This window comes from Pseudomonas sp. TTU2014-080ASC (genome assembly GCF_001446935.1).
Classification (GTDB): Bacteria; Pseudomonadota; Gammaproteobacteria; order Pseudomonadales; family Pseudomonadaceae; genus Aquipseudomonas.
Window position 1 is genome coordinate 396092 of record NZ_LKKK01000011.1, and the last position, 22659, is coordinate 418750.

The 22659-nt window shown below is 57.5% G+C and carries 18 protein-coding genes; 11 read left to right on the plus strand and 7 right to left on the minus strand.

Annotated elements, in window-relative coordinates:
- Window positions 1–14 precede the first annotated feature (14 nt).
- The 11 genes from AO726_RS12260 (at window position 15) to AO726_RS12310 (ending at window position 14970) form a co-directional block, all read left to right on the plus strand.
- Window positions 15–905, plus strand: coding sequence for an NAD(+) kinase (locus AO726_RS12260; protein ID WP_058068352.1), 891 nt, complete (start codon window positions 15–17; stop codon window positions 903–905).
- Window positions 905–1879, plus strand: a complete 975-nt coding sequence (locus AO726_RS12265) for a metallophosphoesterase (RefSeq protein WP_058068353.1) — start codon at window positions 905–907, stop codon at window positions 1877–1879. The genes AO726_RS12260 and AO726_RS12265 overlap by 1 nt, the downstream gene beginning before the upstream one ends.
- Window positions 1876–2757, plus strand: coding sequence for a rhomboid family intramembrane serine protease (locus tag AO726_RS12270; RefSeq protein ID WP_058068354.1), 882 nt, complete (start codon window positions 1876–1878; stop codon window positions 2755–2757). The genes AO726_RS12265 and AO726_RS12270 overlap by 4 nt, the downstream gene beginning before the upstream one ends.
- A gap of 31 nt (window positions 2758–2788) precedes the next feature.
- Window positions 2789–3052 carry a YeaC family protein gene (locus AO726_RS12275; protein ID WP_058068355.1) on the plus strand — a complete coding sequence of 88 codons (264 nt, stop codon included), beginning with the start codon at window positions 2789–2791 and terminating at the stop codon, window positions 3050–3052.
- 25 nt (window positions 3053–3077) lie between these two features.
- Window positions 3078–3914: a DUF2797 domain-containing protein gene (locus AO726_RS12280; RefSeq protein ID WP_058068356.1), complete on the plus strand. Its 837-nt coding sequence runs from the start codon at window positions 3078–3080 to the stop codon at window positions 3912–3914.
- A 54-nt stretch (window positions 3915–3968) separates the two neighbouring features.
- A complete protein-coding gene (pepN, locus tag AO726_RS12285; RefSeq protein WP_058068357.1) occupies window positions 3969–6629 on the plus strand; it encodes an aminopeptidase N in 2661 nt (886 codons plus the stop codon).
- Window positions 6630–7152: 523 nt separating this feature from the next.
- Window positions 7153–9120, plus strand: coding sequence for a DUF1302 domain-containing protein (locus AO726_RS12290; protein ID WP_058068358.1), 1968 nt, complete (start codon window positions 7153–7155; stop codon window positions 9118–9120).
- Window positions 9121–9179: 59 nt separating this feature from the next.
- A complete protein-coding gene (locus AO726_RS12295) occupies window positions 9180–10550 on the plus strand; it encodes a DUF1329 domain-containing protein (protein WP_058068359.1) in 1371 nt (456 codons plus the stop codon).
- Between the two features lie 194 nt (window positions 10551–10744).
- The gene (locus AO726_RS12300) at window positions 10745–11836 is read left to right on the plus strand and encodes a WD40/YVTN/BNR-like repeat-containing protein (protein WP_446737426.1); all 1092 of its coding nucleotides are present in this window, start codon (window positions 10745–10747) and stop codon (window positions 11834–11836) included.
- Window positions 11837–11855: 19 nt separating this feature from the next.
- On the plus strand, window positions 11856–14234 hold the full coding sequence (locus AO726_RS12305) for an efflux RND transporter permease subunit (RefSeq protein WP_058068361.1): 2379 nt from the start codon (window positions 11856–11858) through the stop codon (window positions 14232–14234).
- Between the two features lie 145 nt (window positions 14235–14379).
- Window positions 14380–14970 (plus strand): LysE family translocator, encoded by a 591-nt coding sequence (locus AO726_RS12310; protein ID WP_058068362.1) that lies wholly within the window; start codon window positions 14380–14382, stop codon window positions 14968–14970.
- Here AO726_RS12310 and AO726_RS12315 read toward each other — a convergent pair.
- Genes AO726_RS12315 through AO726_RS12345 form a run of 7 tightly spaced genes read right to left on the minus strand, consistent with a single transcriptional unit; the run spans window position 14949 to window position 22632 of the window.
- Window positions 14949–15785 carry an AraC family transcriptional regulator gene (locus AO726_RS12315; protein WP_058068363.1) on the minus strand — a complete coding sequence of 279 codons (837 nt, stop codon included), beginning with the start codon at window positions 15783–15785 and terminating at the stop codon, window positions 14949–14951. The genes AO726_RS12310 and AO726_RS12315 overlap by 22 nt on opposite strands.
- 16 nt (window positions 15786–15801) lie before the next feature.
- Complete coding sequence (locus AO726_RS12320; RefSeq protein WP_058068364.1) at window positions 15802–17451, minus strand: BatD family protein; 1650 nt, start codon at window positions 17449–17451, stop codon at window positions 15802–15804.
- On the minus strand, window positions 17448–19217 hold the full coding sequence (locus AO726_RS12325; protein ID WP_058068365.1) for a VWA domain-containing protein: 1770 nt from the start codon (window positions 19215–19217) through the stop codon (window positions 17448–17450). Before AO726_RS12325 ends, AO726_RS12320 begins: the two co-directional genes overlap by 4 nt.
- Complete coding sequence (locus AO726_RS12330) at window positions 19214–20245, minus strand: vWA domain-containing protein (RefSeq protein ID WP_058068366.1); 1032 nt, start codon at window positions 20243–20245, stop codon at window positions 19214–19216. The genes AO726_RS12325 and AO726_RS12330 overlap by 4 nt, the downstream gene beginning before the upstream one ends.
- Window positions 20238–20729 (minus strand): DUF4381 domain-containing protein, encoded by a 492-nt coding sequence (locus AO726_RS12335; protein WP_058068367.1) that lies wholly within the window; start codon window positions 20727–20729, stop codon window positions 20238–20240. Before AO726_RS12335 ends, AO726_RS12330 begins: the two co-directional genes overlap by 8 nt.
- Complete coding sequence (locus AO726_RS12340; RefSeq protein ID WP_058068368.1) at window positions 20726–21667, minus strand: DUF58 domain-containing protein; 942 nt, start codon at window positions 21665–21667, stop codon at window positions 20726–20728. Before AO726_RS12340 ends, AO726_RS12335 begins: the two co-directional genes overlap by 4 nt.
- A 5-nt stretch (window positions 21668–21672) precedes the next feature.
- The gene (locus AO726_RS12345) at window positions 21673–22632 is read right to left on the minus strand and encodes an AAA family ATPase (RefSeq protein ID WP_058068369.1); all 960 of its coding nucleotides are present in this window, start codon (window positions 22630–22632) and stop codon (window positions 21673–21675) included.
- Window positions 22633–22659 lie beyond the last annotated feature (27 nt).

Genomic DNA, 22659 nt, shown 5'->3' on the forward strand with positions numbered 1-22659 from the left:
TGGGCGGGAGCATCATGGAACAGTTTCGTAATATCGGCATCATCGGGCGTCTGGGCAGTAATCAGGTGCTCGACACCATTCGCCGGCTGAAGACGTTTCTGCTTGCCCGCCACCTGCATGTGATTCTTGAAGACACCATTGCCGAAGTCCTGCCGGGGCACGGCTTGCAAACCTGCTCGCGCAAAATCCTCGGTGAAGTGTGCGATCTGGTTATCGTGGTGGGCGGTGACGGCAGCATGCTCGGCGCGGCCCGTGCGCTGGCACGGCATAAGGTGCCGGTATTGGGTGTAAACCGGGGAAGCTTGGGGTTTCTCACCGACATTCGCCCGGATGAGGTGGAAATTAAAGTAGCTCAGGTGCTGGAAGGGCACTACACCACTGAGACTCGCTTTTTGCTGGAGGCCGAGGTACGCCGCCACGGTGAAGCCATCGGCCAGGGCGACGCCATGAACGATGTGGTGCTGCATCCCGGCAAATCCACCAAGATGATTGAGTTTGAGCTGTATATCGATGGCCAGTTCGTCTGTAGCCAAAAGGCTGACGGGCTGATCGTTGCGACCCCGACCGGCTCGACGGCGTATGCCTTGTCGGCTGGCGGGCCGATCATGCATCCCAAGCTGGATGCCATTGTGATCGTACCGATGTACCCGCACACGCTGTCCAGCCGACCGATTGTGGTGGATGGCAACAGTGAGCTGAAAATCGTGGTGTCCAAGGACTTGCAGGTGTATCCGCTGGTGTCCTGTGATGGCCAGAACCACTTTACCTGTGCGCCCGGCGACACCATCACCGTGGCCAAGCGCCCGCAGAAGCTGCGTCTGATTCATCCGCTGGATCACAACTACTACGAGGTTTGCCGAACCAAGCTGGGCTGGGGTAGCCGGTTGGGTGGGGGTGACAGCTGATGGAGCTTGATCCCGCACGTGGTTATGACCTGATTGGCGATATCCATGGCTGCGGCAAGACCCTGGAGCGTCTGCTGAGCGAGATGGGTTATGCCAAGCAGGACGGGGTGTGGCGTCATCCCCGGCGAATGGCGATTTTTGTCGGTGATCTGGTGGACCGCGGCCCGCGTATCCGCGAGACACTGCATCAGGTGCATGACATGGTTCAGGCCGGTCAGGCCCTGTGTGCCATGGGTAACCATGAAATGAACGCGCTGGCTTGGAATACCCTGGCGCCACCGGGCAGCGGTCGGCAATACGTGCGCGAGCACTCGCCTCGCCACACCCGCTTAATCAAAGAAACCCTGGAGCAGTTCGAGGCCTACCCGGATGAATGGCAGGCTTTTCTGGATTGGTTCTATGACCTGCCGTTGTTTATTGATGCCGGGCACTTCCGCGTTGTGCATGCCTGTTGGGACCAAAGCCTGATTGAGCCGCTGCGTGCACAGTTCCCGGATGGCCGGATCAACGAAGCGTTTCTCAAGGAGTCGGCGGAACACGGCAGTTTTGCCGATATTGCTCTGGATCGCCTGTTGCGTGGCACCAACATGCGCCTGCCGGGCGGCATGACCCTAACCAGCTATGACGGATTTACCCGCTCGTCTTTCCGCACCAAGTTTTGGGAAGAAGACCCACAGACTTACGGCGATATCGTCTTCCAGCCCGATGCGTTGCCGGAGCTGGCGGCGCAGATGCCACTGAGTGAATCGCAGAAAACCGAACTATTGAAATATCCGGCCGATGAGCCGTTGCTGTTTGTTGGCCATTACTGGCGCAGCGGCAAGCCTACGCCAATCCGCAGCAATCTGGCCTGCCTGGATTACAGCGCCGTGCTCAACGGCAAGCTGGTGGCCTACCGGCTGGATCAGGAAACCCGTTTGGATGCGGATAAGTTCGTTTGGGTCAATGTTGACCGGCCGGAGGCCCGCCCATGAATGCTGTTGTAGCCATGCGTCTGCCTGAGCAGGCGGACCTGACTGAATTTGTTGCCCTGATGCGCCGTTTACAGGTGCCGCACCGGGTGGCGGAAGAGGCGGGCGAGCAAGTAGTGTGGGTACCGGATGAGCAGATGGCTGAGCAGGTGCGTGAGTTGTACGCCCGCTATCCGCAGGGTGATCAGGCTATCAGTGCTGCGATTGATGAGGCCGTTGCGCAAAGCGGTGCTGAGATCAAGCGTCCGGGTTTCATCCAGCAACTGGCTGCCAGCCGCATGACTGCCGCCGTGCTGGCCATCACGCTGCTGGCTGCACTGGTCACCATGCTCGGTGAAAACCTCAATACGGTGAGTTGGCTGAGCTTTGTCGACTTCCAGATTCAGGGTGACTACATCTACTTTGCCACGCTGGAGCACACCCTGAGCAGCGGTCAATGGTGGCGGCTGCTGACGCCGATGTTTATCCATTTCGGCATCCTGCATTTGGCCATGAATACTTTGTGGTACTGGGAGTTAGGGCGGCGCATCGAGTGGCAACAGGGCCCGTGGGTGCTGCTGTTTTTGAGCTTGTTATTCAGTCTGGCCGCTAACTTCGCCCAGCATTTGTACGGTGGGCCGTCATTATTTGGCGGGTTGTCCGGAGTGCTTTATGGCTTGCTTGGACACTGCTGGATATATCAGCGTTTAGCGCCGAACAATGCCTATCGTCTGCCGTCCGGCGTGCTGGTGATGATGTTGATCTGGTTGGTGATCTGCATGACCGGCGTATTTGAACTCTTGCAGTTCGGTGCAATTGCTAACGCAGCACACGTTGGTGGGCTGGTGGCAGGCTGTCTGACAGGGCTCCTAGGCGGTGCGCTGGCCCGCAGTCGCCGGTAAACTGGCCGCTATTTTGAATGTGGAGGTGCCTATGTCGACCTTTCTCGACGCGATCGCGAATATCACCCCTGAGATTTATCAAAACCTCAAACTGGCGGTGGAAATCGGTAAATGGCCCGATGGCCGTAAGCTGACTCAGGAGCAGAAGGAGCTGACTTTGCAGGCGCTGATTGCCTGGGAGATCCAGAATCTGCCTGAGGAAGAGCGCATCGGCTACATGGGCCCGCAGGAATGCAGCTCAAAGTCCGCGCCTATCCCGAATCTGCTGTTCAAGTCTTCGGACACGATGCATTAATTTTTTCTGATTAAACGAGTGTGTAATGAGTGAGTTGGCTCGCGGTTCCCTGAGCAAAATGGCGGCGCAGTTGGATGCGCCAGTGCAGTACAGCTTTCGCCTGGGCGAGGAACTGCTGCCGGTCAATCCATTGATCGGTAAAACCCTGCGTCTGGAGTATCTGGGCGCTATCCACTGCACGAACTGTGGGCGCAAGACCAAAACCAGTTTCAGCCAAGGCTATTGCTATCCGTGCATGCAGAAGTTAGCCCAGTGCGATGTCTGCATCATGAGCCCGGAGCGCTGCCACTACGACGCGGGCACTTGCCGTGAGCCGAGCTGGGGCGAGCAGTTCTGCATGACCGATCATGTGGTGTATCTGGCCAACTCCAGTGGGATCAAAGTCGGTATTACCCGTGCCACTCAAATCCCTACGCGCTGGATTGATCAGGGCGCTAGCCAAGCCATGCCGATCATGCGTGTGGCGACCCGTCAGCAGTCTGGCTTTGTCGAAGATCTGCTGCGCACACAGGTAGCAGACAAAACCAACTGGCGTGCACTGCTCAAGGGTGATGCAACGCCGCTGGACCTGCCCGCGGTGCGGGATGAGCTGTTCAATACCTGCGCTGAAGGCATCACCGCGCTGCAACAACGCTTCGGTATTCAGGCTATTCAGCCATTGAGCGAGTCGCAGGCGGTGCAGATCAACTACCCGATTGAGGCGTATCCGGCCAAGATCAGCAGCTTCAATCTGGATAAAAATCCGCTGGCCGAAGGCACGCTGCTGGGGATTAAGGGCCAGTACTTGATGTTCGATACCGGCGTGATCAACATCCGCAAATACACTGCTTATCAGCTGGCCGTCCACGAACTGGCCGTCTGACAACTCTTACCGTGAATCCGGCGTACATCTGCCGCAGAGAAAGGGCCACAAGCCATGCGTACTGAACAGCCTAAGATAATTTATCTGAAGGACTACAAGGTTCCTGATTATCTGATCGACGAGACTCACCTGACCTTTGAGTTGTTCGAGGATCACACCCTGGTTCATGCGCAACTGGTTATGCGCCGCAACCCGGAGGCGGGTGAGGGTTTACCAGCCTTGACCCTGGATGGTCAGCAGCTCGAGCTGCTGACCATCTCGCTGAATGATCGCGAGCTGAGCAGTGCGGATTATCAGCTGACTGAAAGCCACCTGACGCTGCAGCCGGACAGCGCCAGCTTCGTCATCGACAGCAGCGTGCGCATCCACCCTGAAACCAACACGGCGCTGGAAGGGCTGTACAAGTCCGGCAGCATGTTCTGCACCCAGTGTGAAGCTGAAGGCTTCCGCAAAATCACCTATTACCTCGACCGCCCGGACGTGATGAGCAAATTCACCACCACGGTCAGTGCGCAGCAGCATCAGTACCCGGTGCTGCTGTCCAACGGCAACCCGATTGCCAGCGGCAGCGAAGAGGGCGGTCGTCACTGGGCGACCTGGGAAGACCCGTTCAAAAAACCGGCTTACCTGTTTGCTCTGGTGGCCGGTGACCTTTGGTGCGTAGAAGACACCTTCACCACCATGAGCCAACGCGAGGTGGCGCTGCGTATTTATGTCGAGCCGGAAAATATCGACAAATGCCAGCATGCCATGGACAGCCTCAAGCGCTCCATGAAGTGGGACGAAGAAGTGTATGGCCGCGAATACGATCTGGACATCTTCATGATCGTGGCAGTCAACGACTTCAACATGGGCGCCATGGAGAACAAGGGCCTCAATATCTTCAACTCCAGTTGCGTGCTGGCCAAGGCTGAAACCGCGACTGATGCGGCTCACCAGCGTGTTGAAGCGGTTGTGGCGCACGAATACTTCCATAACTGGTCGGGCAACCGCGTGACCTGCCGTGACTGGTTCCAGCTGTCCCTGAAAGAAGGCTTCACTGTGTTCCGTGATGCCGAGTTCAGTGCTGACATGCATTCGCGCACGGTTAAGCGCATTGAAGACGTGGCTTATCTGCGTACCCATCAGTTTGCTGAAGATGCAGGCCCAATGGCGCATCCGGTGCGTCCAGATGCCTTTATGGAAATCTCCAACTTCTACACCCTGACTGTTTACGAGAAGGGCTCAGAAGTCGTGCGCATGATCCACACCTTGGTCGGCGCAGAAGGCTTCCGCAAAGGTAGTGATCTGTACTTCGAGCGTCATGACGGTCAAGCCGTGACCTGTGATGACTTCATCAAGGCCATGGAAGATGCCAACGGCATCGACCTGACTCAGTTCAAGCGCTGGTATAGCCAGGCCGGTACGCCGCGTGTTGTCGTCAGCGAGAGCTACGACGCGGCTGCTAACAGCTATCGCCTGAAGTTCCAGCAGAGCTGCCCGGCAACACCGGGGCAGGCGGAGAAACTGCCGTTTGTGATTCCGGTCGAGCTGGGTCTGTTGGATTCTCAGGGCCGCGAAATGCCGCTACAACTGATTGGTGAAGACGCCCCGGTTGGCCGCAGCCGTGTGCTGCAAGTGACTGAAGAAGAGCAGACCTTCACCTTTATCAACCTGCCGGAAAAACCGCTGCCGTCACTGCTGCGCGGTTTCTCTGCACCGGTGAAGCTGAGCTTCCCCTATAGCCGCGACCAGCTGATGTTCCTCATGCAGCACGATGCTGACGGTTTCAACCGTTGGGAGGCCGGGCAACAACTGAGCGTACAGGTGCTGCAAGACCTGATCGGCCAGCATCAACGTGGCGAGCAGCTGGTGCTGGATCAGCGTCTGGTGACTGCACTGCGCAGCGTGCTGGAGAACGACAGCCTGGATCAGGCCATGGTGGCGGAGATGTTGTCGCTGCCGGGCGAAGGCTACCTGATTGAAATCAGCGATGTAGCGGACGTTGATGCCATTCATGCGGCCCGCGAGTTTGCCCGTGAGCAACTCAGTACAGAGCTGTTTGATCTGCTCTGGCAGCGCTACCAGCGTAATCGTGAGCAGTCCCGCGCCACTGAGTACGTGGCTCAGGCCGAGCATTTCGCCCGTCGCAGCCTGCAAAATATCGCGCTGTCCTACTTGATGCTCAGCGGCAAACCTGAGGTGCTGGCAGCCTGCTTGGAACAGTTCGAGAAGGCCGACAACATGACCGAGCGCCTGACTGCACTGGCGGTGCTGGTCAACTCACCGTTCGAGAAGGAGAAGGCGGCTGCATTGGAAAGCTTCGCTGCCTACTTCAAGGATAACCCGCTGGTGATGGATCAGTGGTTCAGCGTGCAGGCGGCCAGTGCATTGCCGGGGGCGCTGCAGCGTGTTGAGCAATTGATGCAGCACCCAGCGTTCACCCTGAAGAATCCGAACAAGGTGCGCGCACTGATTGGTGCATTTGCCGGGCAGAACTTTGTCGGCTTCCACGCTGCGGACGGCTCGGGCTATCGCTTCCTTGCGGATCAGGTCATCACCCTGAATGCACTGAATCCTCAGATCGCTTCGCGCCTGCTTGCGCCGCTGACGCGTTGGCGGAAATACAACGGTGAGCGCCAGGCACTAATGAAAGCGCAGTTGCAGCGCATTCTGGATTCGGGTGATCTGTCCAGTGATGTATTCGAGGTTGTTAGCAAAAGTCTTGCGGGCTGAATTAGCCTGATTCAACGCTTGAGTCTGCAATAAACGGCCCGGTGCTTTGCGCATCGGGCCGTTTTTGTTTAAACCGTGTCAGTTGGAAGAAGTGTTACCTGCTCGTTTTGGTAACAGTAAAGTGTTACCTGCTTCAGTTGGCTAATTCATCTCACTAGCCAGATGTTTTTATTCGTCTTGACGAGTTGGTGAGAGTCTGCACAAGTATTGATGGCTCTATTCCGGTGCTTTGGTGATTTTGTCGGACGATTGTTTGGTATTTGATCAGATACGGCCAGTATTTGTTTGATGAATGTACAGTCACATTTTGGACTTATCGGGTAGCAGATGACTGTGTAGATATTTCACAAAATATTCTGACTTGGCTTGATGGTTGCTTTGCTTCAGTTGAATGGAATTCTGGCACTTGGTTAGTTAGGCGTGGGGTGCGCCTCGGTGAGTGGTTAGGGTTGACCGCGCGTTCGCCTATTCGCCGAGTGCCGGGACATAAAAAATAAAGATCTGTTTACGGAGTAACTATTCAATGGGGTTTCACACTGGTAAGTCCGTTTTGTCCTTCGCACCGGCCAAAGCAGGTTTCGCTCTGGCAGGAATGCTGCCACTGCTGATGGCTGCTCAAGCTCAGGCTGTTGAGTTCAGCTTTGCCGAGGGTGAGATCGCAGGTTCTCTGGATTCAACTGTGTCGTATGGCCAACTGTGGCGTGTGCAGGGGCAGGACAAGACCAATAACGACATCAATACCAATGACGGTAACCGCAACTTCGACACGGGTCTGGTTTCGGAAGTGTTCAAGATCACGTCTGACCTGGAAGTGACTTGGCAGAACTACGGTGCCTTTATCCGCGGTACTGCGTTCTACGACACGCAGATCATGGATAAGCGTAACGCCTACTACGATCACAACTCGCCGGTTCAGCCGAGCCAGAGCTACCCACGTGACAATACCTTTACCCGCGAAACCCGCCACAAGGCCGGTCGCGATGCACAGATTCTGGATGCCTACCTGTACGGCAACTGGGACATCGCCGATATGCCGGTGACTGGCCGTATCGGTAAGCAGGTGTTCAACTGGGGTGAGGGCATCTTCTATCGCGGCGGGATTAACACCACCAACCCGCTGAACGCCGCTCAGTTCCGTCTGCCAGGTTCTGAGCTGAAAGAAGTGCTGGTGCCGGTTGAGGCTCTGAGCTTCAACATCGGCCTGACCGATAACCTGTCCATGGAAACTTTCTACCAGTTCAACTGGAAAGAAAGCGCCATTGACCCGGCCGGTACCTACTTCTCGGAAACCGATCTGTTTGCTGACGGCGGTTCGATTGCCTACAACCAGAGCGGTGCTCTGGCACCTCTGCTGTCGCCCAACCCGCTGCTGGGTGGCAACTCTCTGTATGGCATGATCAGCTCCAACCCGGCCAACGGTTTGCTGGGCAGTGAGTTCGCTAACGCAGATGCATTCAAGGTGGCTTCGATTCGCACCGACAAGAATGCCCGTAATGACGGTCAGTTCGGGGTGAACTTCAAGTACATCGCTGAAGAGCTGAACTCTACAGAGTTCGGGGCTTACTTCATCAATTACCATTCTAAAGAACCGACCATTTACGCTGACATCAACCCGGCCTTCCAGGGCATTTCGGGTGCGCAGTACATGGGCCTGCTGAACAACCCGTTTGTAAGTGCGGCTTCTGCATTGACCCAGACTTCGGCTCAGCAAATTGTGGGCGGCTTGCTGGCTGCTGATCTGGGCAATCAGATTCAAGGCAGTCGCGAGTTTGCTGAAGACATCCGTGTCTACGGTTTCAGCTTCAACACCACCATTCATGAAACATCGGTGTTCGGTGAGATTGCCTACCGTCCGAACCTGCCGATCGGCATTGCTGCAACCAACGATGCCCTGCAGCAGATTCTGGGCCAGGCCACTCAGTTCTCACTGGGGCAAACCATCAACGTCGGTGGTCAGGCTGTAGGTCTGGGCGGCGAGCTGCATAACTATGAGCGTGTTGAGTCGTACAACACCTCGCTGGGTGCGATCCAGAACTTCGGTCCGTCGCTGGGCTTTGATTCGCTGATCGGTGTGGTTGAGCTGGCTTCTGAGCACCTGCGTGGCAGTGATCTGAAATACGTCGATTACCAAGGCAACACCCGTTACTACGCAGGCCGTGCTAACGGTGCATATGCCAGTGGTTACGACCGTGACTCGCAAATCAATAAGAACGCATATGGCTACACCCTGGTTCTCTCTGGTACCTGGAACGATGTGTACGCCGGGGTAAACCTGTCGCCGTTCGCTGTTTATAAGGACGACTTCAAAGGTAACTCGCACCAGACCGGTAACTTTATTGAAGGGCGTAAGGCTTACACCGTTGGCCTGCGTGCCAGCTACATGAACAGCCTCGAGGCCGAGCTGCAGTACACCGAGTTCTATGGCGCAGGCCAGAACAACTCGGCACGTGACCGCGACAACATCGGTTTCAACGTCAAGTACTCCTTCTGATTATTCATGCCTGCCGGGGCTTGAAGGGCCCGGCAGGTAACCCGTTTTGGAGATTCAAGATGCTGAAGAAGCACACCCTGATCGGAGCCGCCATCGCGCTGGCCCTTTCTGCAAGCAATGTAATGGCGGCGGCATCCGCTGAGGATGTAGCGAAACTGGGTAAAAGCCTGACACCGTTTGGTGCTGAAAAAGCAGGTAACGCTGCCGGTACAATCCCGGAGTGGACTGGCGGTATCACCCAAGCTCCAGCTGGTTACAAGGGCTCGGGCAGCCACCACGTTGACCCGTTTGCCGACGATAAACCGCTGTTCACCATCACCAAAGCCAATCTGGAACAGTACAAGGCCAATCTGACCCCAGGCCAGATTGCCATGTTCAATACCTATCCAGACACGTATCAGATGCCGGTTTACCCGAGCCGTCGCTCTGGTTCAGCACCGCAGTGGGTGTATGACAACACCATTAAAAACGCCGCTACTGCCAAACTTTTGGATGGTGGCAACGGTTTCTCCGATGCTTACGGCGGCATTCCGTTCCCGGTTCCGAATAACGGTGTTGAGGCTCTGTGGAACCACATCGCCCGTTACCGTGGCTCCTACGTGGTTCGTCGCGCTTCAGAAGTCGCGGTGCAGCGTAATGGCAGCTACTCGCTGGTAACCTCTCAGCAAGAGGCCATGTTCAAGTTCTACGACCCGAAAGGCAGCGCAGAAACCCTGAACAACATCATGTTCTACTACCTGTCCTTCACCAAGAGCCCGGCGCGTCTGGCCGGTGGTGCAACCCTGGTGCATGAGACTCTGGATCAGGTTAAAGAACCGCGTCAGGCCTGGGCTTACAACGCCGGTCAGCGCCGTGTACGCCGCGCGCCAAACCTGGCGTATGACACGCCGATTGCTGCCGCTGATGGTCTGCGCACCGCAGACGACACCGACATGATCAACGGTTCGCCAGATCGTTACGACTGGAAGCTGGTCGGTAAAAAGGAAATCTACATTCCTTACAACAACTACAAGATCACCAGCCCGGAGGTTAAGTACGACGAGCTGCTGAAACCCGGTCACGTGAACCCAGCTGTAACCCGTAACGAGCTGCACCGCGTATGGGTGGTTGAAGGCACGCTGAAGCCGGGTGCCCGTCACATCTACTCCAAGCGTACTGTTTTCCTCGATGAAGACAGCTGGCAGGCAGCCGTTGTCGATCAGTACGACGGTCGTGGTGAGCTGTGGCGTGTGTCCATCGCCTACCTGAAAAACTACTACGATCTGCCGACTACCTGGACTGCGCTGGATACATTCCATGATCTGCAGGCCCGCCGTTACCATGTGCAGAACCTGGATAACGAAGAGCCAGGCACCATCGATTTCAGCCAGGCGATTCCTGAAGATGGTTACTTCAAGCCTGCAGCACTGCGTCGTCGCGGAACCCGCTGATTTCGTGTGAAGTACTAAAAAGGCCGCTACTGTTGTAGCGGCCTTTTGCTATTTGGAACATAACTGATTCAATTTGGTGTACAGGCTTAACAAAACATAACGTCACGCTGATTGTCAGCCGTTTTCAAAGCTAAGTAGGATAGGTGTACTGCTTAATGGTTCGTACAGCCTAATAAGAATAAGGGGGAAGGTATATGAGTGAGCCCGTCATGTGGCGCACCCAGATCGGTCATGCAGCAATAGCGCTCCGCAAACCGATGTTGCGTGTACATTCGCCAATGGCTAAAGCGCTTTCCCTGTGTGGCGCATTGTCCGTAATGCTGCTGGTTGGTTTGCCGCAGCAGGCGCAAGCTGAAACTGCCTCGTCTGAAGTCCAATCCGTAGTATCCGCCAAGGCCCAACATTCACTTCTGGTCGATATCGCCAACCTTGGCAGCCGCCTGGTTGCAGTAGGGGATCGCGGCCACATCCTTTATTCCGATGACAATGGCAGCAGCTGGACTCAGGCCCAAGTGCCAACCCGCCAGCTACTGACCGCCGTTTATTTCGTTGATGACCGCTATGGTTGGGCTGTCGGTCACGATGCCCAGATCCTGGCCACCACCGACGGCGGTGTGACCTGGACCAAGCAGTTTGAAGACCTCGAGCTTGAAGCACCGTTGCTGGATGTGTGGTTTAAAGACCGCAGCACCGGCTTTGCGGTAGGGGCTTATGGCGCACTGTTGAGCACCACCGACGGCGGTGCCAACTGGGAGAACGTCAGCGACCAGATGGATAACGAAGACGCCTACCACCTCAACGCAATCACTGAAATCGCAGGTCAGGGGCTGTTTGTTGTCGGCGAGCAGGGCGTTATGTTCCGTTCGCCTGATTACGGTCAGACCTGGGAAACGCTTGAGAGCCCTTATGAGGGTTCTCTGTTCGGTGTCTTGGACGCTGGTGAGCCGAGTGCAGTGCTGGTTTACGGGCTGCGTGGTCATCTGTTCCGTTCGGCTGATTTCGGTACAACGTGGCAGCGTATTGCGCTTAAGCGTGAGAACAATGGTGCGTTGGAATTTGGCTTGGCCAATGGCAGCAAACTGGCGGATGGCAGCATCGTCATCGTCGGCCATGGTGGCACCATTTTGCGCAGTACGGATAAGGGCCGCAGCTTCACCGTGCAAAATCGCCCTGATCGCTTGTCCCTGGCTGGCGTGGCTGCGGACGGCAAAGGCCGCCTGATTTTCGTGGGGCAAGGTGGCGTGCAATTCTCTGCGCCGACTGAAACCAGTCGTGGTCAACAATAATAAGCTGGGGTAGCGTTTGATGAGTAACCATCACCAGGATAAGGCAAGCTTCCTTGAGCGCCTGATTTTTAACAACCGGCCTGCAGTGATTCTGATCTGTACGCTGGTCAGTATTTTCCTGTTCTATCAGGCGACGCAGGTTCGTCCGTCGACCAGTTTCGAAAAAATGATCCCGCTGAGCCATCCGTTCATTCAGAACATGATGGAGCACCGCAACGACCTGGCTAACCTAGGTAACACGGTGCGTATCTCGGTATCGGTGAAAGAGGGCGATATCTTCACCAAGGAGTACATGGAGACGCTGCGTCAGATCAATGACGAGACCTTCTATATTCCTGGTGTTGACCGTTCTGGCCTGAAGTCGCTGTGGACCCCAAGTGTCCGCTGGACTGAAGTAACCGAAGAGGGTTTTGCCGGTGGTGAGGTGATCCCGCAGACCTATGACGGCAGCCCGGAAAGCCTTGAAGAGTTGCGCAGCAACGTGCTCAAGTCCGGCCAGGTTGGGCGTCTGGTGGCCAACAACTTCAAGTCGAGCATTGTTGATGTGCCGCTGCTGGAGTCCTATCCGGACCCGAACGATCAGAGCAAGTTGGTCGCCCTGGACTACCGCCAGTTCTCCCATGAGCTTGAAGAGAAAATCCGCGACAAGTACCAGGCTCAGAACCCAAATGTTGACATCCAGATCATCGGTTTCGCCAAGAAAGTCGGTGACCTGATTGATGGTCTGGTGATGGTGGTGGCGTTCTTTGGTATTGCCCTGCTGATCACCTTCGTACTGCTGTACTGGTTCAGCTGGTGTATCCGCAGCACCATCGGCGTGTTGGTGACCACGCTGGTTGCAGTGGGCTGGCAGCTGGGTCTGATGAATCTGGTTGGTTTTGGGCTCGATCCGTATTCGATGCTGGTACCGTTCCTGATCTTCGCCATCGGGATTTCCCACGGTGTGCAAAAGATTAACGGTATTGCGCTGCAATCCAGTGATGCCGACAACTCACTGACTGCGGCGCGGCGTACTTTCCGTCAACTGTTCCTGCCGGGCATGATTGCTATCCTGGCGGACGCGGTTGGCTTTATCACGCTGCTGATCATCGATATTGGTGTGATCCATGAGCTGGCCATCGGTGCATCCATTGGTGTGGCGGTGATCGTATTCACTAACCTCATTCTGCTGCCGGTTGCGATTTCTTATCTGGGTATCAGCAAGCGTGCGATTGAGCGCAGCAAGAAAGATGCTGTGACTGAGAAGCCATTGTGGCGTGGCCTGTCTTATGTGGCGCATCCGAATGTGGCACCGTTCATGGTAGTACTGGGTCTGGCTGCAGGTGTGGCCTGCTTCTTCTACCAGAAGGAAAATCTGCAGGTTGGTGACCTTGATCAGGGGGCCCCTGAGCTGCGTCCAGATTCCCGTTACAACCTCGATAACGACTTCATCATCAAGAACTACTCGACCAGTTCCGATGTGCTGGTGGTGATGGTCAAGACCGATGCAGAAGGCTGTTCCACCCACGACGCTCTGGCCGCTATGGACGAGCTGATGTGGAAAATGGACAACACCGAAGGTGTGCAGTCGGCGGTGTCGATGGTCACGGTTTCGCGCCAGATGATCAAAGGCATGAACGAGGGCAACCTGAAATGGGAAACCCTGTCCCGTAACCAAGATGTGCTGAACAACTCCATCGCCCGTGCTGATGGTCTGTACAACGCGGACTGCTCGGTAGCGCCGGTGCTGGTGTTCCTTGAGGACCATAAAGCTGAAACCCTCAAGCGTGCCGTGAAAGCGGTTCAGGACTTTGCCGCCGAAAACAGTAAAGAGGGCTTGGAATTCCGCCTGGCTGCCGGTAACGCCGGTATCGAAGCGGCGACCAACGAAGTTATTTCGACCTCTGAGCTGAGCATCCTGGTGCTGGTGTACATCTGGGTGGCGGTGATGTGCTTGATCACCTTCCGCTCAATCCCGGCCACCATCTGCATCGTGCTGCCGCTGATCCTGACCTCTATTCTGGGTAACGCCCTGATGGCTTTCCTCGGCATTGGTATGAAGGTCGCAACCCTGCCGGTAATCGCGCTGGGTGTGGGCATCGGTGTGGACTACGGCATCTATATCTACAGCCGCCTGGAAAGCTTCCTGCGCGCGGGTCTGCCGCTGCAAGAGGCTTACTACCAGACGCTCAAGTCCACGGGTAAAGCGGTGCTGTTTACCGGCCTGTGCCTGGCGATTGGTGTAGCCACCTGGATCTTCTCGGCCATCAAGTTCCAGGCCGATATGGGCCTGATGCTGACCTTCATGTTCATCGTTAACATGTTTGGTGCTCTGCTGCTGTTGCCAGCGCTGGCTCGCTTCCTGATCAAGCCGGAGAAGCTGGTAGGCAAGCAGGGTGGTTCGCTGTTTGCTCACTGATTTCTGTCAGTAACCCGGTAATCAAAAAACCTCGCTGAGTGATCAGCGAGGTTTTTTTCTGCCTGCATCTGAGCAGTTTTCTTCAATACACCGCTCTGTGGGAGGCTTACCGTCGCACTCTTGTAACAGTCATAGGAGTGGATGGATGAGTCTTTATCTGGCGATGGCGGCGTTTGCGCTGGCGATGTCTGTTTCACCGGGGCCGGTGAATATTGTGGCGTTAAGTGCCGGTGCAAGGTTCGGTGTGCGTGCCAGCCTGCGGCATGTAACAGGGGCGACCGTTGGTTTTATTGTGCTGTTTCTGTTGGTCGGCCTGGGCCTGCATGGTGTGTTGCAACGCTGGACGTTTTTGACCTTGGTGATTCAGTTAGCTGGTGTTGGATTTCTGCTGTATATCGCCTGGCAGCTGGCCTTGGATGAAGGGCAGCTTGCGCCAGTTGAGGCGGTAAAGGGGCCGACATTTCTCCATGGTGCTTTGATGCAATGGCTAAATCCAAAAGCCTGGCTGGCCTCTGTTTCGGGGATGGGGGCTTTTGTGGCGGATGGCAATGTGCAAATGGTGCTGATCTTTGCGCTGATCTATTTCGTCATTTGCTATGCGTCTGTGGCTGCTTGGGCGTGCGCCGGGGGGATGCTGGGGCGTTATCTGGATCAGCCGGCAAAGGTCAGGGTATTTAACCGCTGTATGGCCGCGCTGTTGGTTGTCAGTGCGGTTTACCTGTTGGTTCCGGAGTGACTCTGGTAATGGCCGGGCGTTGCAGCCAGTAGGTGTTTGAAGGTGCGTTGAAAGTGTGCCTGATCGGCAAAGCCAGCTTGCGTTGCAACATCGGCCAGCGCATGCCCCTCGCGGATCAGTTGGCGAGCAAGCTGAACGCGCTGGTCGATCAAATAAGTGTGGGGTGTCATGCCGTAGTGCTGCTTGAACTCACGGGTCAAATAAGAAGCTGACAGCCCGGCGGCAAGACAGATGTCTTCAACGCTGAGTGCGTCTGCGCAGTGTTTTCGGATAAATGCAGCTGCCTGCTCCAGCCGGGTGTGAAGGGCTTGATCGGATTCATCGGGGCTGTGCAGGCGTTCCAGCATGAGCGTGAAGAACTGCTCCGTAGCATGTTGCTTAAGGCTGATCGGCTCATTACCCACCAGACAGCGGTGGAGCTTAAGCAGTTCTGCGTGCAGCTGTTTGTCCTGTGAATAGATGCAGTTCAGTCGCTTGAAGGCCGCGTCGTGGGTAAAACCGAGTTGCTGTTGCAGGCGTCCCAGCCAGGCACTATCCACATACAGCATGACATAGGCCCAGGCTAGGGCGTCCACCGGGTTACAGGCATGAACATCACCGGGGTTCATCAACACGATGCTGCCAGCGCTAATCTGTTGGCGGGCATCTCGGTTGAAGTAGGTGCAGGTTCCGTTGGTAATGGCACCAATCGAGAAGGTGGCGTGTGAGTGGGGCGCGTAGCAGAGTGTGCGGCCGTCTGTGACCAGCCGGGCTTCGATAAAGGGTAAATCGGGATGGCGCCAGAACTCACTGGTTATTGATTTGCTCTGGCGCATCATGTGCTCCTTGTGTTCAGCGGGGATACAATGGAGGAAGCGGGCTGGCCTCCTGTGTTGAGCCGATGTCCTTATCTTCTATGTCCGGCAGGCTGCGGATCGCCAGCCAGAGGTTGCGGCCCTGCCAGTGCTGACCACTTTCGCTGTAAAGCGCGCCGTTGAGGCCGTCCAGTGCTTCGGACAGCGGCGTGTAGCGGGCAGCCATGTCGGCAAGGGTTTCCGGCTGCTGACGGGCCCAGGCATCCAGTGCGTAACGTGTGGCCTGAGAGTCGTTGGCCAGACAAGTGCGCTTGAGCTCATCCAGCAAGTCCTGACTGTTTGGGCCGTCCTGTTGGCTCTGCAGTACCGCTGGCTGACGGCGCGCACGCCACCAGAGCATGAAGGCGAGCAGGGTGGTGAGCGCAAAGAAGGCGGTGCTCAGCTGCCATGGCCACAGCAGCGGGCTTTCACCTGCCACGGTGGGCGTGCTGACGCTGCCGTTCGTGGTGTCGTTGTTGGCTGTGTTAAGCGCCGGGTTGGCGCTGACACTGAAAGTGCGCGCGGGCAGCGTGGTGCGCTCCAGTTTGTCGGTGCCAGTGTTCCACCAGTAAACCTCCACTTCCGGCAGGGTGACTTGGCCTTCACGGTTGGCCACCAGCGCTTCGCGGTCTTCACGCGTGCCGATAATCCCCTGATCCGTGGTCTGGTTGGAGAGCTGTGGCTGATCCGGGTAGCGGCGCAGTTCTGCCACTTGAGTCGCCGGTAGCGGTTGCAGCTGCGCGCTGGAGAGGCCTTCGGCGCGCAACGTCAGGCTGCGGGTCAGGGAGTCGCCAAGCTTGGCTTGCTCAGGTTCGGGTTTCCAGCTTTCACTCAGGCTCAGGGCGTGCGCCGGCAGCCACGGCGCGTTGGCCGGATACTCGGCGGGCTTGGCTTTGACCTGAAGAGGAATGACCGGCGATTTAACCCGGACGCGTTTGCCTGGACGCGGCCCGAACGGGTTATAGGTGTTGCTGTTGCGGTCGACGGTGGTGGCGCTAAAGACCTGTGAAGGGATCTCCAGGGTGCCGCTTTCCTGCGGGAAGATGGCGAAGCGCAGTTCGATCACGCCGTGGCGCACACCATTGAGGTCTGTTTCAAAGGTGCGCGGCTCACCGAGCTGCTCGACCCGGGCCTTAGGGATTTTCAGCGGGGTCAGGCTGCTGTCGTCATACAGTGAAACTGAGTGGTAGATGCGCAGGGTCAGGATGGTCTGAGCCTGCACGTATGGAGCGTCCTGATCCACATTGGAGGTGATGTACACCGGGGCGACATGATCGCCTCCGGGACCGCTGCTTTCCTGTACAAAAATCACCACCGGATCGCTTTTCAGGTTGCCCAGTGTCAGCGGTGGTACCACCACATAGCCGGTGTTTTTCGGCTGCAGGGTGATGATCCAGCGGGTGCTGGATTCGGTGCCGCTGCTGCTGTTGCTGAGGCGATTGACTTGGCGCGTGCCGAGTATCTCGAAGAGTTCTTCAAGAGGCTGCAGATCGGGTTTGCCGAACTGGGTGGAATCGTTGGTTTCCAGGGTCAGTTCAATGGTTTCACCTTCGCTGATGCGGCTGCGGTCAACGCTGGCGTGGAAAATCGCGGCGTTGGCGGTGAAAGCCATAAGGCTGAGCAGGAGGGTACAGAGCAGTCGGCTCATTGCTGTTGCTCCAGGCGCTGTTGTTCCATTCTGAATTTGCGTCGTAGCAGTTCACCCGGATCATCGGGAATCTGCCGCAGCCACTGCTCGAGGGCCTGACGGCGTTCTTCGTCCAGAGGGCCGCCATCGGCATCTTGCCCCGGCTGGGCATTATTCGTTTGCGGCGAGGGTTGTTTCGATTGCTGCGCTGGCTGCTCGCGGGCGTCTTCTGGCTGCGATTGCTGTTCCTGAGGCTGTGACTGCTCAGGGTCAGCTTCGCTGTCGTTCTGTTCCTGACTGGGCTGCTTTTGCTGGTTCTGATCCGAAGACTGGCCGTTCTGATTCTGCTGTGCTGGGTTTTGCTGTTGTGGCTCGGGCTGGTCTTCAGACGGATTGGACTGACCCTGACTCTGATTTTGGTTCTGCTGCATTAGCTGTTCAACCAAGGCCTTGTTCTTCTCCGCTTGCGGAAAGTCGGGCTGGATGTCGAGGGCCTGCTCGTAAGCCTCCAGCGCAGCCTCAAGCTCGTTACTGCGGGCCAGGGCATTGCCACGGTTGTAGTGATCGGCTGCGCTGTCGCCATAGGCAAAGCGCTCTGCCGCAGTGGCGTAGTCACCCGCCTGATACAGGGCGTGGCCTTGCCAGCGTGGGTCTTTGAAGTGCTCGGCCGCCTCTTTAGGTTTTTGCGCTTCCAGCAGGCGCTGGCCTTGCTGATCGGCGCGCAGCCACAGGTCGTCAAAGCTGAAGGCATAACTGTCTTGCGGCAGCCACAGCAGCAGTGGCAGGAGCAGCAACCAGCCACGACGGCCCGCAAAGGCAGCGAGCAGAAGCAGTGGCAGGAGCAGCCAGTGACCGTGGTCGGCCCAGGTGTCCAGGCGCATCAGTTGCTGATCCTCTCGAAGGCTACGGCTGCTGTCGAACAGGCCAAGGGTGTGCAGATCACGCTCATCCAGACTGGCTGTTTGATAGCGACCGCCGAGTGTGCGGGCAAAGGCTGTCAGGCCAGCCTCGTCCAGGCGCGGGATAATAATCGCCCCCTGATCGTCTTTAAGAAACGAGCCGTCTTCGAGCAGGATCGGTGCCCCTTCAGGGCTGCCGATACCGAGGATATGCAGGCGATTGCTGCGCCCCTCCAATGCGTTGCGGATGCCTTGTTGCTCGTTTTCGGATAGCGCGCTGGTCATCAGCAGCAAGCGGCCACTGCCCTGTGCGCCTTGCTCAAGCAGTTGCAGGGCTTTATTAACGGCCAGGTCGGCGCGTTGACCGGGTTGCGGCATGATGCTCGGGCTCAGGGCGTCGAGCAGGTTTCTGCTGGTGGCCAAATCATCCGAGAGTGGCACCAGAACGTGGGCGCTGCCCGCGTAGACGACGACGGCCGTCTGCGCATCCTGTCGCGCTTGCAGCAGATCGATCAGTTTGCGTTTGGCCTGCTCCAGGCGATTGGGCGAGGCATCGCTGGCGAGCATTTCCGGGGTCAGTTCCATCATCACCACCAGCGGATTGGCGGGTTTGGGGCTGCTTTGCTCAACCCGTTCCCAGCTGGGGCCCAACAGGGCCAGTAAGGCCAACAGCCAGGCCACTGCCAGCACGTACCAAGGTAGCCGGCTGCGGCGGGCGGTGTTGTCGGTGAGCAAAATGGCGTGGAAGGCTTCCGGCAGCAGAGCTTGCCAGCGACCGCGGCGTTTTTTCAGGTGCCACAAGCGCCACAGTACAAATGCCAACAGTGGGGCGGCCAGTAGCCAAAATGGGCGTTGCCAGTGTGGCCAGAGGTCGAGCAGGGCACTCATGGCTGCACCTCGTTGTTACGGCGCAGGCGTGCTTGCAGGCGCAGCGACCAGTCTGGCCACAGCCGCTGGCTGGCAAGCCACAAGCTGAGTAGCAAGGCTAAGGCCAGGGGCCACGGGTAAAGCACGTGGGTGGGACGGGTGAGCGTCGGCTTCTGGGCCACCGGCTGAAGACGATCAAGAGTGGCCTCAATGGCTTTGAGCTCTTCAGTGTTACGCGCGCGGAAGTACTGGCCACCAGTGGTCTCGGCAATGCTGATCAGGCTGTCTTCGTCCAGTTCAATACCCGGATTAAATCCGAGCATCCCAAGAATCCCGCCCTGTTTCGGATCAGCACCGATGCCGATGGTGTAGATCACAATCTGCTCGTCGGCGGCCAGTTGTGCGGCGGTCATTGGTTCGATTTCCCCGGCATTGCTGGCCCCGTCGGTGATCAGGACCAGCACGCGGCTTTGCGCGGGACGTTGGCGCAGGCGTTTGACCGCAAGGCCAATGGCATCGCCGATGGCGGTTTGTGGGCCGGCGATGTTTTTTTCTGCTTCGTCCAGCCAGGTGTGCACCGTTTGCCGGTCAAAGGTCAGCGGTGACTGCAGATAGGCGCGGCTGCCGAACAGGATCAAACCCACGCGGTCACCTTCACGGCCGTCGATAAAGTCACCAAATAGGTGTTTAACCAATGTCAGTCGGCTGACTTCCTGTTGTTCCCAGACCATGTCGGGGAAATCCATGGAGCCGGAAATGTCCACGGCCAGGAGTAAGTCCCGGCCGCTGGCTGGTAGGGGCATGGGCTCGCCGAGCCACTGTGGCCGTGCGCAGGCGATCAGCAGCAACAGCCAAATCAGAATAAAGGGCGACTGTTGGCGCAAAGCAGGCTGGCGGGTGCGTGAGCGTTTGCCGGTAAGTGTTTCCAGTTCGGGCATAAAGCCGACTTTGAGGGCAGCTTCACCGCTGTCTGCAGGCGGCAGAAAATGCCGCAATACCCAAGGCAGGGGGGCAAGCAGAAAAATCCAGAGCCAGGCGAACTCAAACATGCTTACGAATCCAAGTGGATACGGCCAGATGCAGCCCGTCGATGGCTTTGTCATCCAGTCGGCACTGGGGTTTGTACGCGCCTTCCACGAGAATCATCCAACGGGTCAGGCCTGCCGCAGGGCAGCGAGTATCAAGGAATGCCAGCCAGGCGCGACTGCTCAGCGTGTGGCTGTTGCTTTGCGGGTAATGCTCCCGGCACAGGCGCTTGAGGATGTTGTTGAGCTGCTGCAGCCAAGGGCCGGCGTCCTGATCGTACGGCTTATGCAGGCTTTCCAGCTCCGTCAGCGCGGCTTGGCGCAGCGGGTCCAGGGTATCGTTTTGTGGCGTCTGTTTAACTCGTTTACGCAGACGTTTGAGCAGGCGCACGGCAGCCCAGATCACGATCAGCAGGAGCAGTGCCAGCAACCACCAGCCCGGCGCAGGCGGCCACCAGCTTATCGGTGCCGGAGCAATCAGGGGTTCGAGTTGATCGAGCGGATTCATGACGACTTCCTAACGCGCTGGCCGCTCAGATGCTCGCGCAACTGTTCGGCCATATCCCGCTGCGTGTTCAGAGGTAGCAGGGGGACCCGAAGTTTGTCAGCCAGGCGCTGCCAGCGGGCCTGGCGGGCATCGCCGAGGGAGCGGTAAGCCTGTCTCAGCTGGGCGTCGTGGGTGTCCAGTTCCAGCTGCGTATCAGCGTTGGCAAAGCGCAGAAGGCCTGCGTTGGGCAGGGCGTGGTCGAGCGGATCAGAGACCGGTAGCAACAGCAGGTCAGTATGTCGGGCCAATAACTGCAGTTGCTTTTCGCTGCTGTCGTTCAGTGTGCGCTCATCGCAGATCACCACTACCAGACTGCCTGGACGCAACACCTCGCGGGCACGGCGCAAGGCGAGGACAAAACTGTCGCGTTCAGAGTGGGCATAGGTGCTCAGGGCCTGGTTGGCTTTGCTCAGGCGGCTGAGCAGTTGCAATAGGCTTTGCTTGCTGCGCCGGGGACGGATTTCGTGGTGCTCATCAGCCCCGAAAACCAGCCCGCCGATGCGGTCGTTATGGCTCAGCGCTGCCCAGCCCACCAGACTGGCGGCATGGGCGGCTAGCACTGATTTGAACAGCAGGCCGCTGCCGAAGAATAAACGGCTGCTTTGCTCCACCATGATGTAGATCGGCCGCTCGCGCTCTTCATGGAACAGTTTGGTGTGCGGTTCCTGCGTGCGGGCGGTGACGCGCCAGTCGATGGTGCGGATGTCATCACCGGGTTGGTAGACCCGCACCTGATCGAAATCCACCCCGCGGCCACGCAGTTTGGAGTGATGCAGGCCAATCAGAGGGCTGCGCTGGCCTAGCGTGGAGAACAGCTGAACTTCGCGCACGCGGTGACGTATCTCGATCAGCTCGGAGAGGCTGACGTAGATAGCCGGGTGGGCAGACGCTGCAGTCATGGCTGTCAGGCGACCGCGACAACATCGAGGATGCGCTGAATCACGCGATCCTGATCAATACCGGCGGCTTCTGCCTCGAACGACAGAATGATGCGGTGGCGCAGCACATCAAACAGCACCGCCTGAATGTCTTCCGGGCTGACGAAGTCGCGTCCGGCGAGCCAGGCATGGGCACGTGCGCAGCGGTCCAGCGCGATAGTGCCGCGCGGACTGGCGCCGTAGGCGATCCATTCGGCCAGTTCCGGGTCAAATTTGGCCGCTGTGCGTGAGGCCATCACCAGCTGCACTAGGTATTCCTCCACCGCATCGGCCATATAAAGGCCGAGGATTTCCTGGCGCGCGGCAAAGATGGCTTGCTGGCTCAGGCGCTGCTCCGGCTTGCTTTCACCGTTGAGCGCTTCGCCTCGGGCCTGGGCGAGAATCTTGCGTTCCACACTGGCGTCCGGGAAACCGATCTTCACATGCATCAGGAAGCGGTCGAGCTGAGCCTCCGGCAGTGGGTAGGTGCCTTCCTGCTCAATCGGGTTCTGTGTCGCCATGACCAAAAACAAAGGCGACAGGTTGTAGGTGCTACGGCCGATACTGACCTGGCGTTCAGCCATGGCTTCAAGCAAAGCCGATTGAACTTTGGCCGGGGCACGGTTGATTTCGTCAGCCAGCACCAGGTTGTGGAAGATCGGCCCTTGCTGGAAGACAAAGCTGCCGGTTTCCGGGCGGTAGATTTCGGTGCCGGTAATGTCAGCAGGCAGCAGGTCGGGGGTGAACTGAATGCGATGGAACTCCGCTTCAATACCTTCGGCAAGGTCCTTGATGGCCTTGGTCTTGGCCAGCCCCGGTGCACCTTCAACCAGCAGATGACCGTCAGCCAGCAGTGCGATCAGGAGACGATCGATGAGTTTTTCCTGCCCGAGGATCTGGGCTGAAAGAAATTGTCGCAGCGCGATAAGCGCTTCCCGATGTTCCATGGTTAAGCTCACCCAGCAAGTGTGACC

What these genes read in the sequence shown, in the direction of transcription:
- pepN (WP_058068357.1), top strand. Translation starts at nt 3,969, where the DNA reads ATGCGTACTGAACAGCCTAAGATAATTTATCTGAAGGACTACAAGGTT.
- AO726_RS12270 (WP_058068354.1), top strand. Translation starts at nt 1,876, where the DNA reads ATGAATGCTGTTGTAGCCATGCGTCTGCCTGAGCAGGCGGACCTGACT.
- AO726_RS12300 (WP_446737426.1), top strand. Translation starts at nt 10,745, where the DNA reads ATGAGTGAGCCCGTCATGTGGCGCACCCAGATCGGTCATGCAGCAATA.
- AO726_RS12345 (WP_058068369.1), bottom strand. Translation starts at nt 22,632, where the DNA reads ATGGAACATCGGGAAGCGCTTATCGCGCTGCGACAATTTCTTTCAGCC.
- AO726_RS12330 (WP_058068366.1), bottom strand. Translation starts at nt 20,245, where the DNA reads ATGTTTGAGTTCGCCTGGCTCTGGATTTTTCTGCTTGCCCCCCTGCCT.
- AO726_RS12260 (WP_058068352.1), top strand. Translation starts at nt 15, where the DNA reads ATGGAACAGTTTCGTAATATCGGCATCATCGGGCGTCTGGGCAGTAAT.
- AO726_RS12305 (WP_058068361.1), top strand. Translation starts at nt 11,856, where the DNA reads ATGAGTAACCATCACCAGGATAAGGCAAGCTTCCTTGAGCGCCTGATT.
- AO726_RS12325 (WP_058068365.1), bottom strand. Translation starts at nt 19,217, where the DNA reads ATGAGTGCCCTGCTCGACCTCTGGCCACACTGGCAACGCCCATTTTGG.
- AO726_RS12340 (WP_058068368.1), bottom strand. Translation starts at nt 21,667, where the DNA reads ATGACTGCAGCGTCTGCCCACCCGGCTATCTACGTCAGCCTCTCCGAG.
- AO726_RS12320 (WP_058068364.1), bottom strand. Translation starts at nt 17,451, where the DNA reads ATGAGCCGACTGCTCTGTACCCTCCTGCTCAGCCTTATGGCTTTCACC.
- AO726_RS12310 (WP_058068362.1), top strand. Translation starts at nt 14,380, where the DNA reads ATGAGTCTTTATCTGGCGATGGCGGCGTTTGCGCTGGCGATGTCTGTT.
- AO726_RS12280 (WP_058068356.1), top strand. Translation starts at nt 3,078, where the DNA reads ATGAGTGAGTTGGCTCGCGGTTCCCTGAGCAAAATGGCGGCGCAGTTG.
- AO726_RS12265 (WP_058068353.1), top strand. Translation starts at nt 905, where the DNA reads ATGGAGCTTGATCCCGCACGTGGTTATGACCTGATTGGCGATATCCAT.
- AO726_RS12275 (WP_058068355.1), top strand. Translation starts at nt 2,789, where the DNA reads ATGTCGACCTTTCTCGACGCGATCGCGAATATCACCCCTGAGATTTAT.
- AO726_RS12295 (WP_058068359.1), top strand. Translation starts at nt 9,180, where the DNA reads ATGCTGAAGAAGCACACCCTGATCGGAGCCGCCATCGCGCTGGCCCTT.
- AO726_RS12315 (WP_058068363.1), bottom strand. Translation starts at nt 15,785, where the DNA reads ATGCGCCAGAGCAAATCAATAACCAGTGAGTTCTGGCGCCATCCCGAT.
- AO726_RS12290 (WP_058068358.1), top strand. Translation starts at nt 7,153, where the DNA reads ATGGGGTTTCACACTGGTAAGTCCGTTTTGTCCTTCGCACCGGCCAAA.
- AO726_RS12335 (WP_058068367.1), bottom strand. Translation starts at nt 20,729, where the DNA reads ATGAATCCGCTCGATCAACTCGAACCCCTGATTGCTCCGGCACCGATA.